At 51.6% G+C, this 14,667-nt stretch carries 16 protein-coding genes; 6 read left to right on the forward strand and 10 right to left on the reverse strand.

Annotation, left to right across the window (positions count from 1 at the left end; translation table 11 throughout):
- Positions 1–101 precede the first annotated feature (101 nt).
- Positions 102–1,016, reverse strand: coding sequence for a FecR family protein (locus tag DCC81_RS03500; RefSeq protein WP_165806422.1), 915 nt, complete (start codon positions 1,014–1,016; stop codon positions 102–104).
- Between the two features lie 253 nt (positions 1,017–1,269).
- Complete coding sequence (locus DCC81_RS03505) at positions 1,270–1,878, reverse strand: RNA polymerase sigma factor (protein ID WP_165806423.1); 609 nt, start codon at positions 1,876–1,878, stop codon at positions 1,270–1,272.
- Positions 1,879–2,233: 355 nt separating this feature from the next.
- Between DCC81_RS03505 and DCC81_RS03510 the strand changes: the two genes are divergently transcribed.
- From DCC81_RS03510 to DCC81_RS03525, 4 genes are read left to right on the forward strand one after another with little or no spacing between them, the layout of a single operon-like run.
- On the forward strand, positions 2,234–3,607 hold the full coding sequence (locus DCC81_RS03510) for a hypothetical protein (RefSeq protein ID WP_108685201.1): 1,374 nt from the start codon (positions 2,234–2,236) through the stop codon (positions 3,605–3,607).
- Between the two features lie 17 nt (positions 3,608–3,624).
- Positions 3,625–4,674: a hypothetical protein gene (locus DCC81_RS03515; RefSeq protein ID WP_108685202.1), complete on the forward strand. Its 1,050-nt coding sequence runs from the start codon at positions 3,625–3,627 to the stop codon at positions 4,672–4,674.
- The gene (locus tag DCC81_RS03520; RefSeq protein ID WP_108685203.1) at positions 4,674–5,117 is read left to right on the forward strand and encodes a hypothetical protein; all 444 of its coding nucleotides are present in this window, start codon (positions 4,674–4,676) and stop codon (positions 5,115–5,117) included. The genes DCC81_RS03515 and DCC81_RS03520 overlap by 1 nt, the downstream gene beginning before the upstream one ends.
- A 25-nt stretch (positions 5,118–5,142) precedes the next feature.
- The gene (locus DCC81_RS03525; RefSeq protein WP_108685204.1) at positions 5,143–6,219 is read left to right on the forward strand and encodes a hypothetical protein; all 1,077 of its coding nucleotides are present in this window, start codon (positions 5,143–5,145) and stop codon (positions 6,217–6,219) included.
- A gap of 147 nt (positions 6,220–6,366) precedes the next feature.
- On the opposite strand, the gene DCC81_RS03530 is transcribed toward DCC81_RS03525, so the two are convergent.
- On the reverse strand, positions 6,367–7,443 hold the full coding sequence (locus DCC81_RS03530) for a hypothetical protein (RefSeq protein ID WP_133177527.1): 1,077 nt from the start codon (positions 7,441–7,443) through the stop codon (positions 6,367–6,369).
- Between the two features lie 237 nt (positions 7,444–7,680).
- A complete protein-coding gene (locus DCC81_RS03535) occupies positions 7,681–7,998 on the reverse strand; it encodes a hypothetical protein (RefSeq protein WP_108685206.1) in 318 nt (105 codons plus the stop codon).
- 305 nt (positions 7,999–8,303) lie between these two features.
- Here DCC81_RS03535 and DCC81_RS03540 point away from each other — a divergent pair, with 305 nt between their 5' ends.
- Together DCC81_RS03540 and DCC81_RS03545 are read left to right on the forward strand one after the other, a co-directional pair.
- Complete coding sequence (locus DCC81_RS03540; RefSeq protein ID WP_133177528.1) at positions 8,304–8,522, forward strand: hypothetical protein; 219 nt, start codon at positions 8,304–8,306, stop codon at positions 8,520–8,522.
- Between the two features lie 3 nt (positions 8,523–8,525).
- Positions 8,526–8,837, forward strand: a complete 312-nt coding sequence (locus DCC81_RS03545) for a hypothetical protein (RefSeq protein ID WP_108685208.1) — start codon at positions 8,526–8,528, stop codon at positions 8,835–8,837.
- An 11-nt stretch (positions 8,838–8,848) separates the two neighbouring features.
- On the opposite strand, the gene DCC81_RS03550 is transcribed toward DCC81_RS03545, so the two are convergent.
- The 6 genes from DCC81_RS03550 to DCC81_RS03575 are packed head-to-tail and all read right to left on the reverse strand — an operon-like array spanning position 8,849 to position 14,660.
- Positions 8,849–9,235: a hypothetical protein gene (locus tag DCC81_RS03550; RefSeq protein ID WP_108685209.1), complete on the reverse strand. Its 387-nt coding sequence runs from the start codon at positions 9,233–9,235 to the stop codon at positions 8,849–8,851.
- Between the two features lie 39 nt (positions 9,236–9,274).
- On the reverse strand, positions 9,275–10,270 hold the full coding sequence (locus DCC81_RS03555; protein ID WP_108685210.1) for a DNA-methyltransferase: 996 nt from the start codon (positions 10,268–10,270) through the stop codon (positions 9,275–9,277).
- A 26-nt stretch (positions 10,271–10,296) separates the two neighbouring features.
- Entirely contained in the window at positions 10,297–11,115 is an 819-nt protein-coding gene (locus DCC81_RS03560) for a DNA adenine methylase (RefSeq protein ID WP_205686250.1), read from the reverse strand.
- A 34-nt stretch (positions 11,116–11,149) separates the two neighbouring features.
- A complete protein-coding gene (locus DCC81_RS03565) occupies positions 11,150–12,160 on the reverse strand; it encodes a bifunctional DNA primase/polymerase (protein ID WP_108685211.1) in 1,011 nt (336 codons plus the stop codon).
- Between the two features lie 35 nt (positions 12,161–12,195).
- Positions 12,196–13,602 carry a hypothetical protein gene (locus tag DCC81_RS03570; RefSeq protein WP_133177529.1) on the reverse strand — a complete coding sequence of 469 codons (1,407 nt, stop codon included), beginning with the start codon at positions 13,600–13,602 and terminating at the stop codon, positions 12,196–12,198.
- A gap of 20 nt (positions 13,603–13,622) precedes the next feature.
- Positions 13,623–14,660, reverse strand: coding sequence for a hypothetical protein (locus tag DCC81_RS03575; RefSeq protein WP_108685213.1), 1,038 nt, complete (start codon positions 14,658–14,660; stop codon positions 13,623–13,625).
- Between the last annotated feature and the right edge of the window lie 7 nt (positions 14,661–14,667).

Raw genomic sequence — 14,667 nt, forward strand, 5'->3', positions numbered from 1 at the left:
TGGGCGCGACTTTGAAACGTTCGAAACATCTGTCGCAATGCGGCTTTCAGAGAGGATGAGGATGTGGCCTCATGGGAGTAGTGGACTTTGGAATATGTCTGCTAATCGAAAAATACAATTTTGTTCCGGTCCTTCCTAAAAGAGATGCCACTTTCTTTTAGCACTTCCAGTACTGTTGTTATCGTTGCAGTCCTGGGTATGGTGCCACTGAAGGTACGGGACAGACCTGGTGCGATTTGAAACTCTACGGTATACCATCTGGATAATTCAGCGATGATATCGGGCAGCGGAGTACGGCGAAAAACAAACAGTTTATCTTTCCATGCAGCGGCTGCCGCCAGTTCGGCGCCTGCCGCTGCGTGCCAGTTGCCATCGCTTGTGATCACCAGTTGCTGGCCAGCAGAAAGAGACGTTTGTCTAGCCGAGTCACTTACCTGCACCCTGCCCTGGTAAACACCTGTCGTGATCATTTCTTCACCAGCATAAGCCTTCAGGTTAAAGGTGGTGCCGAGCACCGTTACCAATACCTTGGCGGTCCGCACCTGGAAAGGCCTGCCGCGATTAGGGCGCACGTCAAAGTATCCTTCTCCCGATAGCTCTACCACTCGCGCTCCCGGCAGGAAGGTGGCCGGATAACGCAGGGCTGACTTGGCATTTAGCCAGACCCGCGTACCATCCGGGAGCACTACGTTTACCTGGTCGCCCCTGCCTGTGGAAAGCGTTTGGGATCCACCAAGCCCCCGTTTTGGTTGGTCTGCTTTGTACACCAGCCTGGTGCTATCGGGATGGTAGGTGATGCCACGGGATAAAAGAGCCGGGCTCTCTACCGCCTGGCTGTCCAGGACCACCGAGCTGCCATCGCCCAGCTGCAGCTGGGCTGAGTGGTCAGCTGCTACTGCTATCAGAGCAGTTGGGATAGGGGGAACCTTATCATGCCGCCCGTCCCGTGTAATTATGAAAAAAGCAATTCCTACCACCAGCAACGCCGCCGCCGCTGTGTATCTTATCCTTCTCACTGGCCTGTGACGGCTACGGGGTAGCTGGGTCACTAAGGCCTGGCCCTGTTGCATTCTGGCCATAAAGCGCTCCAGGCTTGCTGCTGCGAGTGTGTCGTCTGCAGCTTTGGGGGCCTGACTAATCTTTTCCTCCAAATGCTGTAGCAAAAGGTCCCCTGAGTCTTTCTGTCTGGTTGCTTTCAGAAAGGCCTTCAGTTGGCCGCTGGTCAAGGATCCTGCGAGATAGCCTTCCAGCAGCTGTTTAAATCGCTGTTCAGTCATAGCTTCTGGCGACGGCCTCCTGATTATTGACACGCAGCTGGTGTCTTTGGGGGGGTGGCCCCAGTAAAAAAATAATGATGGTGATCCAGAGCGTGATGGAGCCAAGCAAGGCCTTAATGGCAGCGCTGGCCTTTTGCATCAGTTCCTTTACAGAGTCTTTGGAGATGCCCATCTGCCGGGCGATTTCACGGTAGGTGAGCCCCTGCTCCCGGGCCAGGCGCCAGGCTTGCTGTTGCCTGGGTGGCAGGTGACGGACGGTGTCCTGTAGTAGCGACAGTTGTTGTCGCTCAATGAGCAGATCCTCCACGTTGCCGGCCGGCAGCTCCAGTTGCTCCTTTAAATACCTGCGGTACTTTGACTGGACGGTGTTACTGCGAAATTGATTGAGGATCGTGTTCTTGGCCATGGTGATAAGATAGCCTTCCAGGTTCGCGGCTTCGATGGTAGACCAGCCTTCCCAAAGGCGTAGGAACACTTGCTGGGTGACGTCTTCGGCAGCTTGATGATGGCGCAATAGAGAAAACGCGGCCGCGTAGATACGGGGATAAAAGGAAATATAAAGTTCCTTGAATGCTGCCTCCTTGACAACGCCATCCTTCACAGGTAAATAGTTAAGGTTTATTGAATTTACGACTAATTACCTATGCACGATTGTTAAGAATGCCACCGCAGGCTGGCTGCAGTCGGCGGGAAATGAGGATTCATATATTGTTCAAGGCTGCTTTTCTTTTAGGGCCCGCCCAAAAACACAGATGGATAAAGCGATTCGATCACCGTATCAATTGCCTCAGCGCCGAGACTAAAATCGTTTTTATATTAATAGGATTTCTACCTATCTTTAAAGTAACCATTACCCCTTATACCCACCCATGCGGATAAATGCCATTCGAGGAGCATCTGTAAGCCGACTTCCCTATCGGCGATGTTTAAAATTTTTTTACCTCGGCTTGTGGTTTATGTCAGCTTTATCAACTTCCCGTGCAATTGCTCAGGTTCGTGCTAACTACTCCGTTTTTTCAAATGACCCGTTTGCGGGAGTACAGGTAAGAATTCCGGCTCCTGCTTCCTATCAAATACCACCTGTTGGGACTGCGGTGGTCGTTGATCCTCACGGCCTTCCATCCAGCGGGGTTGGGTTTCCTGGTACGGCGGAGGTTATGGCAGGTCCCCAGCCCAGGCTCGCAGTCGGTTTGGCACCAGCAGAGACAGCCCGTCAGGTAATGCTCGATGCCGATAAAGAGCGGGAGCAAATACTGGGTGACATATATAAAGAGGCGCTCAAAAAGGAGGGCGAAATCCGTCCATACCGGGTCGCCCTCGCCCGGCTGCTAAAGATGGATCCGGATAAATTTTCACTTTCCCAGGCGGTATATGAAGTTGAAAACGCCTACTTGGACAACAGGTTAAGCCGGGAGCGCTTTATCCGGGCCCTGCAGGTACGGGCTGGTCAGGTGCGACAAATCTTGAAAGCTGGGGGTTTGTCTGCAAAGAGCAGCTTGTCGGTCAATTATGCTATCCAACAGATATATGAGCATGCAAATGCCTATTATGATACCACCGACCATTTAACCCACATCGTACCTCCGCTAAAGTATTCATTTGATGATTACATGGGGGAAAAGGATTATACCAATATGTTTGCTTCCAAGTGCCTGGCCACCGGTTCAGGGCAGTGTCATTCTCTTCCGCTCGTTTATATCATGATCGCCGAACAGTTTGGGGCAAAAGCGTGGTTATCACTTGCCCCTAGCCATTCCTTTATTCAGTTTATGGACAACCGGGGCAGGTTACTGGATTACGAGACAACGAATGGCAATATTGTTTCCGGTAGCTGGATCACCGGCAGCGGATATATAAATTCCAAAGCCCTCCGTAATAGAACGTACCTCGACACTTTATCGAAGCGGCAGTTGTATGCCCGCTGCCTTTCTGATTTACTCTTAGGCTATTTAAAAAAGTTCGAATATGATGAGCTGGCTGCACAAATCAGAAATACCATTGTTCAGGTGGATCCGTCCAACATAACCGTTCTACTGGTAGATGCAAACTTAAAGCGTTCGATTGCACTGCGTGAGATTAAAGCTGCCGGCATGCCCAAACCGGAAGAGCTCTCCAAATACCCTACAGCATTCAAGGCCTTCCAGGAAATGTTGGAGGCTGATAGCCGCGTGGATGGTGTTGGTTACCAGGATATGCCAACAGCGGCCTATCAGGAGTGGCTTACCTCTATTGAGGTCGAAAAGAAGCGATTGGCTACCCAAAAGCTGCAGCAGCGGGTAAAGCTGGAAGCAAGAGCACAAAGGTCATCTTTTCAAAACAAAAAAAATTAACCCATTAAGCCTAGTTTATGAGCTTTAATCGATTTGCATTGTTGTCGCTACTGATCTTATCCGCTATTATTTGCCATGCCCAGGTGGACAACCCGTTCGAATCGATAGGGAAGAAAGGTAAAATACTGACCTTATCCAAAGGTAAGTTTATTGAAACCTTTGATTATGATTCTGTCCAGCGTATCGGATCGGTATTAATAAATATTCGTACTCGCAGGGTTATTCGGTTGCTTAAGTCGACGGCGACTTTTCAAAAGTTTTCCGACAACTCGTCAGCGAGCAGATGGTGGAGTCCTGATCCGCTGGGGACCAAATTTCCTGAGTGGAGCCCGTATAATTTTGTGTATAACAATCCGATCAGATTCACTGACCCTGACGGCAGGGCGCCGTGGGATGACTATTACAGCAAGGCCGGGAAATACTTAGGCAGCGATGGGGCGCAAACAAACAATCAGCGCATTATCAGCACGGATAAATTTGTTGATATTGAGAGCAAAAATGGGGGTACGACTTCGGCGGCGGCAACCTCGGACCTCCAGGCAAACAGCAAGATCATTACGGTGTCACTTCCTGGCGGTCAGTCCGAGGGAGATTACTTTAAAGGGCTCTACGCGGCGGGTAATGGCGACGGAAAGGATATAAACACCTATAAAGAAGAGACAACAACCCTGGTCTTGGATCCAGAAAAGGCGACCTTGACAGCTTTTACCAATTCGGACAAAAATAACGGACCAAATTTTTCATTTGCCGATGATTCCAAGATTGCGGGCCTAAAGGATGGCAGTCTGATTAAAATTGGAGATGCGCACACCCACCAGGTTGCTGATCTTTATCCGGACGCTAATCGGGACGCCTCCGTTCAAATGCGGGGCGATGGGCTTAAGGCAGCAGCAGCAGGAGTGCCCTTGTTTACCATCGACTCAAAGAATGTCGATGCGTTTGTGCCCCACCAAGGGCCGATGGGTAATTATGTCACGCCAAAAGACAATATTGCGACAACCCCAGCCCTGAATAACAACAATTTCAGCATTTTGCGTACTGCACTTCAATACTTTGGAGGTAAATAATGGGAAAAAAATTGATCTTGATAGGTTTGTTCTTGACTGTTATGTTCGGCGCGAGAGCCCAGCAACCGATCACCTACACTTTTGAGCAGCCAGCTACCGACAGCTTGCAAAGTGGCATCAACTGGTTTGAGAAGATGTACCACAAACCTATAAAAAGCCTGAAGGTATATGCGATAGTCGTGGAAAGGGATGGCAGTATTGAAATTTATTTGCAGGAATATTCACCGGTTCACTTGCCCGGGTTACTGGGCGTTATCAAGGCCTCCAATCGGAGAATCAAAATTAAGGAGGGGCTTTATATTCCAGTAGTGTTCCCTTCCGATGTGCATAGCGCCCAGCTTCAGCAGGACAAAATAGCGATATTGCCCTATAGCGGCTACTATGTGAAGATGGTGTATGAACAACTTAAGTTGAAAAATGTAGAAACCCGATTGTTGTTTTAATCAGCCGAGAGTTTTTTTCCAGTATATGCGTCCCCGAATACCGTTCCTTTTACCTTTACTGCTGGCGCTGACATTGAAGCATCCGGGGTTTGCGCAAGGTAGCGCTGTCCACGAGTATTATGATTCCGCCTATGACTCGTTGGCTTCACTGATTACCAAGCCAGATGCAGAGTCCTTTAAGAAGGCTGTCTTTATAACTGAGAACGCCTTTACGCTGGGCGGCATGCGGTATGAGAAATTTAATTCCCACATTGGGATGCTTGCAGCAGTAATCAAAGCCTGGATGACAGCAAATCCAGTAAAGAACTACCACTACTCAGACAGTAACAACTTTGAGAAAAATTTTGCCATCTATAGATTTCTTAAGGATACCATTCATCTTATTGGCAAAGATGGGCAGGCCTATAACCTATTGCCTTACACATACGACTTCACTGATTACACCGGTAGCAAGGACTGGGGATATATGTTTGTAACGAAGTTACTGGCGACAAAGAGTGGAAATTGTCACAGTCTGCCCTATTTATATAAGATTCTGGCAGATGAAATCGGCGCTTCTTGCTGGCTTGCGCTGGCGCCCAATCATATTTATATTCAAAATAGATGTAAAAAAATCGGTTGGTATAATACCGAACTTACTTCTGGTTGTTTTCCCATTGACGCCTGGATCATGGCGTCAGGATATTTGCCCTTACAGGCGGTCCAGTCAGGGATTTACATGGATACGCTGGGTAGTCAGCAGTCTATTGGTCTGTGTATCCTGGACCTGGCAAAGGGCTATGAGCATAAGACCCATAACTACACCGATGGGTTTATTTTGAAAGCATGTGATCTTTCCCTTAAGTATTTTCCGCTGAACGTGCAGGCAATGTTACTCAAAGCAGAAACTCTCAAACACGTTTATGAGGAACAAAAGGCCCACGGGTTGCCTTTAGCAAAGAAGACCTTTACCGAAATGGAAGCCATTTACATGCGGTTACTGGATTTGGGCTACCGGGAAATGCCAGACCAAATGTATGTCCAGTGGCTTCAGAGTGTCACCAGGGAGCGGGACAAATATGCCAACAAATTGATCAGTGGAGCCACACAAGGAAATAACTGACAGGCCATTTCATGAGAAAGCCCGGTTCTCAGCGGGCTTGTTCAACGATCATATCAAATCGCAATTAAGAAAAGTATCGCAACCGACCTTTACAGCTGGCTGCGGTGGCCGGCAGGTAGATGGTAAGGCAGTGCGCTGGACCAATATTTATTCGATAGCCATATAGCTGAAGCGAATGTTTAACTGTCCGGTCACAAAGGCGATGTAGGCGCTGTCACTTTCGTTGGGCGGAAATTTACCGGCAACAACCAGCGCCACTGCATCTTCCTGACCTGTCCTGTGATGGAAGGCGTAGCGCAGCACCTGTCCGAGCGCTTCTTCGACACAATCGGAGGCATAGGCGGCGGACTTCACTTCGTAGAGTACATTACCTTCCGGAGTTCTCACTTTCAGGTCAACGTAGTTATGCTCCAGAAGTACATTATCCTTACCATACTGGGCCTCCAGCCTTGCCCGGAGGATTTCCTGGAGCCGGTTATGTTCCTGGTTGACGGTGGTAGGGCCGGTGCCTTTGCGGCTAAGAGTGCCCGTGTTTTTACCGGTAGAGGCCTTGCGGGTGTTGCGCCTGCGGCCCGTCTGGCCTGTACCCTGCTGGTCGTGGTCGTGTTTTCTTTGCCGGGCAGACGGATAGCGGTCCAACAGGTGCCTGGCGTACTGGTAGATGTTCATGCCGAAAGGCTTGCCCGCCACCATGGCTTGCTGAATGTCCCAGACTGGCAGCTTTTTGGGATTGCCGGGTAGGCCGAGACCTTGGGCGATGCCTGCCAGCACGTCCCTACTAAAAATGGGGATCAGCCGCTCGTTGCTGTACAAAAAGGCCACCTTCCACTTAAAGAAATCCACGAGGATCCCAGGGCGGTCAATCACGGCAAAGTTGCCTGTCCTGGCGGCAGCTACGATGGAGAGTAGCTCGGTTTTGATGGCCGCAAAAACCTCCGCTGCGGTGGCGAAAGGCAGCCGTCGTGGCCAGGAGTATTTTCCTACATTGGCGAACCGGCCTGGCTGGTGGCTAGGATCCCGCCTTTCCCAGATACCGAATTTGGAAGAGTCCATGCCGCCGATACTTCCCAGCGGTTTGGTTTTGTTCTCTACGTATTGCACGAAGGTGTCTTTTCTTCCGATGCCTACGTAATCGGGTAGCGTCATATCCCTGAGCGCGTCATCGTCCCAGGTTTCCAAAAAGTCAGCAAGTATTTCATGGGCGGTGTGGAGGTTAGTTTCCATGTTGTGATCATGTTGGGGTTGAGGGGGTGAAGTCTCATCCAGCCATGGAGCCGGATGGTACGCTAAGTTAAGAATAAGCCTTGCTCGAGTGATAAATTTTCAAGGAGTTGGTAGTGCTATGTTGCTACCTGCTTGTAGGCTAGAAAAGAAGGCCACCACTATGGCAGCGGTGACCTTTGGGGAGTAAAGAGGCGGACCCTATAAGGTACGGATGGTTTTTCTTGAGCCAAAATACACTTATGCGCTTTTGCGAAGGGGCTTTAGCAGCCGCCCTTTTTGTTTTACAGATGTCTTTGCCGAACTGGTTCCCCGGCATTGGTCATCCAGAATCTGGTAAAGCTGGATCATGGCTTCGACGGGCTTTTTAAGCTCGGGGTCCTGGCTGAAAAGTATTTCAAAACTTTCATGGACAACACCTGCACAATGCTGCGGGTCAGTAAACCTTGGAGCGGCGAATGCCTGCATGGTATTGTAGTGCTCCTTTAGGAAGGCGGTCTGCGCCTGGGTGAGTGGTTGCTTCGGGCGCTGCTTGACGACGGAAGTGACTTCAGTCATGGAAAGGTAGTTAATGAAGTTAAAAATTGGTGCGGTAGTCAGGGCCTTTTGCGAGCAGTTATTGGGTCTGCTTGCAAGTAAATAAAACGAACGCAGATGCGGGAGTTTCTTAACAAAAAATAAGAGTAAGCACTTAGAAAATTGTCCTCAAAGAGTAGCGTGGGCTCAATATGGACCTAATTAGGGGCAGTTTTGGCCCTAAAAACATCCCGGTTTTTCCGCTTATAGGTGACAAAGTGTTCCCGCGAGATTATTAGGCGGTAAGTTCTGCACAAGCTGTGCGGATGGGCTGTAAGTTAGCGTTTATGAATTACGAACTGATTCGCATCAAGCAGTACTGGATTGAGGTTTGGCAGGATGGCAAAAAGATTGGCCACCTGTCTCGTGGCGGGTCTTACCAGTGGTTTATCATGATAGATAACGATACGAAGATGCTGCTCACCTCTTATCAAAACCTGGCGCTGGCAAAACAGGCATTGGAAGTGTACATGCGGCGCCGGCAAAAACGTAAACGAAAACGGTAGCCTATGAAAGTGCAGCAGGAGTTTGAGGTCGTCCGTCTGCTGATAACGGGCGGCCATATCGGATCCTTCGAGCAAATCTTTAAGTACGTGTACCGCTCCCACGTCTTTAAAAAAATGGGCATTAACAGCAAGCGGTTTAGCCGGCTGATAAAATGCCCATCGGAATTCAAGCTCAGGGAGATCAACATAATGGCCCACCTGTTTGGCATCACCCCCAAGATGCTGCTAGAGCTGATCTACAGGCAGATTGGCCAGACCCACCCGGTAACAATGCCCATAAAGCCGTCAGCGATGGCCACGGAGCCGGCGTTGTAGGCCAGTTGACCCTATCCTCCCTCTTGAAAGAAAAGGTCAACACAGAGGCGGAAACGGCCGTTTTTACAGCGGGGGCTCGAGCTAAAGAGCAACAGGCAGTGTTTAGAAAAAAAAGCATTGTCACCGGTAAATAGTTGTTCACTAAATTCCTGGGCACTCTTGGTCACCTTACTTTCTGGGTGTTTAATTTTTTTTAAGGATGCTTCTGCCAGCGCCACCCAATAGGCGGCAGGAAATACCGGATTTTCGCTGGCCGATGCTTTGAGTTGATCTTTGTCTTTGACGACTTTTTCTGCCACCTCCTGTTCAAAGGCCACCAGGTCGGTGATCTCGACGGGGAAGAAGTCAAAAAGCAGCTTTGCTTTTTGCACGTTGGAATAAGTGGGTAATCCTTTCATGGTAAAATGTTTGAAGATGTTTATAATGGCCAGTCACCCTCATCCAGGCTGACCGCAAAAAAGTCCCAGTTCGCGGAGCAGCCGGTTTTTTGCCAGCTTTACGTAGGTGGGGTTAATTTCAAAGCCGATGTAGCTTCTTCCGGTGTAGGAGGAGGCCAGCGCCGTGGTACCTGCGCCCATGAAGGGATCCAGTACCAGGTCTCCCGGGCGGGTGCTACAGCGGATGCATAGCTCCGGGATACTGGTGGGAAAGGTAGCATAGTGAGCGCCCTTGAATCCTTTGGGTGCGATGGTCCACACGCTGCGCCGGTTGGCCCATGCCTGGCTTTGGGCAGCTGGCTGGCGGGATGCGGTGGCCGGATCAGCGGGGTCCGTGCTTAGCGTTCCGTTGGGGCGTAGCAAGCGGGAGCCCTGTTGGGCGGCGCCGGGGTAGCCGCGCTGGGGGCGGATCGGGCCTGCCACACAGGGGTTGCATAGTCGTTTGTCTTTGAGGGTGGCCTCCGATAGTGGTTGGCCGATGGCTGCTGGGTCATAGTAATAATCGGGTTGTTTGGAGAACATAAAGATGTACTCATGGTTGCGGGTACAACGGTCCTTTACGCTCTCGGGCATGCCGTTGGGCTTATGCCATATGATCTCCTGGCGCAGCATCCAGCCTTGGCTGCGAATGGCAAGGGCCACCTGCCAGGGAAGACCTATGAGTTCCTTGGGCTGGTAGGCAGTGCCGAGCAGGTCTTGGGCGATGGTGGCCCCAGCCCGTTTGCTACGACTGCCGCTGCTGTGATAGAAGCCGTCTCCCAGGTTGAGCCAGAAAAGGCCATCCGGGCGGAGGACCCGGTGTATTTGGGCGGTGATGGCCAGCAGATTGTTGATGTAGCCTTCAGGGGTAGGTTCCTGGCCGAGCTGGCCTTTGTGGTTGTAGTCACGCTGACGCCAGTAGGGCGGGCTGGTTACGGTGCACTGCACGGAGTCAGCACTCATTTTGGTCAGGCCTTGCAGGCAATCCATCGTATGAATTTCATTGATCGGTAGCATGGTAAGAGATCGTTTGTGGAGGTAAATCAAAAAAGAGAAAGATTGACTGGCGGCTTTGCCACATAGTTGGAAGTCAGCACCTCTGTTTTGGGCTTACCTTTTCCACTCTTGATGTTGACGGTTACCATTTGGTCGAAGGTCTCCGTATACCATCCGTTAGCACGCGTGTATTCTGTGAGCACATCGGATGGATAGGAGGAAAGCAGGAACTTACCTTTAAGGGCCGATAGCACCTCCAGCAGCCGGATGAAGTCTTCTTTGGTGTAGCCTTTGTAGTGACCCAGGTCGCTGTTGTAGTAAGGAGGATCAACATAGAAAAAGCTGGTGGGGCTGTCACGGGATGCGATGATCTTGAGCGCATCGGTGGACTCCAGCTGTACGTGTTCTAGCCTGCGGGAGAAATAAAAGCTAAACTCTGATTTGTTGTTATGGATTTTGCGCGTCGTTGTATCGCGGCTTACGTCGTAGCCCCAGGAGCCGTCCAGCATGGCCGAGAAGGATTGGGAAGAAAGCACCCATACGGCCCATGCCCGCCTGACCTCATCAAAAAGTTCAGGATAGGTGTATACCATGCAGGCGTGTTCATGCTGTCTGCGGCTGTGCAACGTGGAATAAATAAGCTCGTAGAGTTCTGTATAACGATGCTTAACCACGCGGTAAAAATTCATGAGTTCTCCGTTGGTGTCATTTAAGATTTCAACCGAAGAGCGCTGTTTATTAAAGAAGATGGCCGCTCCGCCGCAAAAGGGCTCTGCATAAAGGGTGTGTGCAGGTATGCGTTGTAAAATAAGGGAGGCCATTTTCTGCTTGCCACCGTAATAGGTGATGATGGTCCTGATGTTCACGTTTCACATTTTCAGTCTTCACAAAATCATTGTTTCACATCCGGTGCCCGGGTCTTTGCCAGGCAATGACTTTTTTGGGGGGCTTGCGACGCCGCGGATCCCCGTAACCGAGGCGACCCAGTTCTCTTGCCGCTTTGGTGTAATCACCGCCGCATTCCAGTTCAGCAAAGACGGCGCTGGGTTTGTAGCCTGTCTCCGCTTCAAAGGGTGCCGCGCTGTTGCTAAAAGTTGAAAACCACCGCAGCGTAGCGTTGTAGTTGCCAGAGGTATCTTTGTCGGTATCGCCAGGTCGCAGTAGTTGGGTGATCTCGCCGGGTTCTCCGACCACCTTCCAACCATGCTTTACCAGCAAGGCAACAGGATCCCCTCGTTTGTCAAAGTCATCCATGGAGCTGATTCCTTCGACTGGCGTAGTCTCTATGGTGCGTGGCTTGTAGGGCTTTTGTTTTTTTTCTTTGACCTGGTTAAAGCTGCGGGCGATGGAAAAGAGCAGCTCCCGTTGTGCGGCAGTGATTTCGGGGACTACGGTAAAATCCCCGGCAATCGTCTGGTAGCCCGGGCTTGGAGGAACCAGGACAACACCTTTTACGCCCCGGGTCTCGATGAGTACCCTCGCCAGGGCTTTGGGCTTTATGGCTAGTTCTTGCTGTGTGGCCGGTCGCTGCGCCAGTGGGGTGTTGCGGCCGATGGTCTGGCACCGGTACAGGTAGTGCCTGCCGCCAGAGCGGGTGCTGTTGATCACCAGGCTATCCAGCAGGGCCGGGTCGGCCTTGCGGATGGCGGCCTCAAAGTCCTCGCGCAGCCTGCCGCTCAGGTCATATTTTAAGTCCATGTCAATTACTTCCAGCCCGCCACTGCCAGGGCCGCAAACCAGCGCCAGGCCCGTTGCCCAGGGAAGCTGGCAAAGCTGGTAGAGTTCTGCCGGTGTGGGGGCACGGGTTTGATAGTTCTTCCAGTCTTCAGCTGGTCTTTTTTTGCTGCCCACAGTGACAGGGGCAAAACCCATCTCCAGGTAGGCAAGACCGTATTGAAAAAGTGTTTTCATGGCAGGCGGATTACGCTGTTGAAGTGATGCATTTGTTACCGGCGCAGCCCCGTGTCTTTGTCATTGTGGACGATAGTTCTGGGGCGGTCGCTATGTTTGCGTTGCAGCGTTGCCAGCTCCCCGGCCTTAGCCAACAAAAAGTGATAGTGACCACCATGCTCGTGCTCAGAAAGATTGGGTCCAATGGCGCTGGAGAGCGCTGGGGTGAGGTGCTCTTTGCCAATCATGAGGTAGATGCCACCCGGCAGGCCGTTATCCCCTTCCTTGGCTTTAAACATGGTAGCCATCAGTTCACCACTGGTTTGGTTGAGGAGTTGGGCTCTTTGTAGGCGAGGGGATGCTGCTGTGGCGCCCTCGAGGTCAAAGGCGGTGGGCTCCAGCGCACAGAGTGTTTGAAGGGCACGGGCTAGCTGGTCAAAATGGGCCCTGCCGGTCCTGGTTGCACCCTCGACTGCCACATGGTATTCAAATTCGAGTACGTAACGGCCGCTTGCCTGGCTAAGGGTGGGTGCAGCTGTGGGTTCCAGTTGGCTGCGCAGTTGGGACAGTGCTGCGATAGGTGTTGGTTGATGCGTATTGTCCTGGTAGGCGGCCACCTGGAAGTAGTCTTTGGCCAGCTCGAAATGCGGCAGCACGCTTAGGTCGACCTCCCGGGAGAGCATGTTTAGGGAGTCCTTATGGGGCACGGTATAATAGATCCCGGGCACCCCGGTGACAGGAAAGGCTAAGAAGCGGGGATGTCGTTCTACTTCAATGAGTGGCTCTCCGAAGTGGGACAGGACCATGGTGCTAACAGCGGGTCCGAAGCGCTTTCCTACCACCGGATTTAGGTCAGCCAGGTCCCGGTCTAAGAGTGCCAGCAGCCCGTCTTTAAGAAGGTCGAAGTGATAGGTAGTAGCTGCGCCGGCAACCAACTGGGCAGCTGGTTTGTGAATCTCCAGCTGGAAAATGCCATAGTCTTCCTTCCACCGTTTTTCCATCATCAGGTCACTTACCTGGTCCACGCCATCATGGGTGACCAGGTCCCTGGGATGATCTTGAGCATAGGAGGCCAGCCGTAGATGGCCTTCGGGGAGTTGTTTGGATCGCAGTGGTGCAAGCGAAATCCCCAGCGTCTGTTCGACTGAAGCCAGGGGGGGTGTCAACTCCAGGTATAGACCAGGGCCGGTGGGAAAGTATGGGCCGCCGACCGCGTGATGGCGGGTGGCGGCTACCGTTTCTCCGGTGGGTTGGTAGGTGATGGTGGCCCGGTCGTAGCGGTAGTCTGCAGCTTTGGGACCCAGGTCTCCTTTACCGAAGCGGCGCAGGTCTAGGTCTATGATCTCTTGAAAAGCGACCAGCAGCGTATTCGTATATGCCAGTTGTTCAAACCGGGCAGCGGTAGCGCCGGTGCCGGTGCTGCCGGAAAGCTGGATGCGATAATCCCAATCTTCGTCTTTCATAAAAAGCACGGTTTTGAAGGTCAATGTGATAATGGTTTACCTGGTCTTGGGAAGATCGTCTTGGGCTGGGAACCAGCCTGCCTTGCGGCTTTGCGGGCAGCGATTACCTGGTCGTGAAAACGCAGCCGAGCAACGGTGAAAGCTGCAACTTCGGCAGGCCTATCCCCTTCTGCGATGGCTACCAGGTAATGGTCTTTTCCATGCTGCTCAAATTTGGGAAGGCTGCTCAGGTTAAGTCCAAGGCTTTGTTGTAGGGCTGCTGCATCACCCGCAAAAGACAAATGAAAACCGGCGGCAGGCTGTGGTGCCTGCCCCTTCATGTGTTGGAACCCGATGCTGGCAATGTCGGCTTCTGGTGTTCGTAAGGTTACCCCCTCACTTGTCATGACGACGGGCGAGACGTGGCTGGGTAATAGGTTATAAAGTGGAAAATGGAGTAGCGCGTCCATGCCGGCAGCCAGGCCGTCAAAATGATGGCTGATACGGGTGAGTAACTTGCCGTCGTGGTTTTGGAAGGAGGCATCTACCCGGTGGGTGTCTTTGCCTTCTTGGCGTAGCGAGGTGGAGAGAGAAGTTACTACCTGGTCCAGGTTGGGGTCTACACGGATGATGTTTTTGTTGTTGGTGTCGTAGTCGGCTACCAGTTGGAGAATGGCTCCTGGGTCGTAATGGCTAAGCCGGTCCAGTGGCAGCTTGTATTTAGCCGCCATCTGCTCGGCAGGATCGGCGAAAACCAAATACAGGCCTGCAAACTGCCCGGTCCTGATATAACCAGATAACGGTAGACTGAGATAGCTGACCAGTTCTTTTTGGGTTGGCGTGTGGATGATGTCTACTTCGTTATACAAGGTGCTTTTGGGGCCGTCGGGTAGCAGTTCCTGTTCAAACATTTCGGTCGACAAGGAAAGCATATCAGTAAAGGCGGCCGAAAAGTGACGATAGTGCCGTAGTTCCAGAAACCGGTCATTGTTCAGTGATTCATTGGGGGAATGAACAAAGGACCCGGATACTTTGAGGGTGTAGGGCCAGTTGTTTTCGGAGAAAAATTCTTTTTCCATGGTAACG

This window comes from Chitinophaga parva (genome assembly GCF_003071345.1).
GTDB lineage: Bacteria > Bacteroidota > Bacteroidia > Chitinophagales > Chitinophagaceae > Chitinophaga > Chitinophaga parva.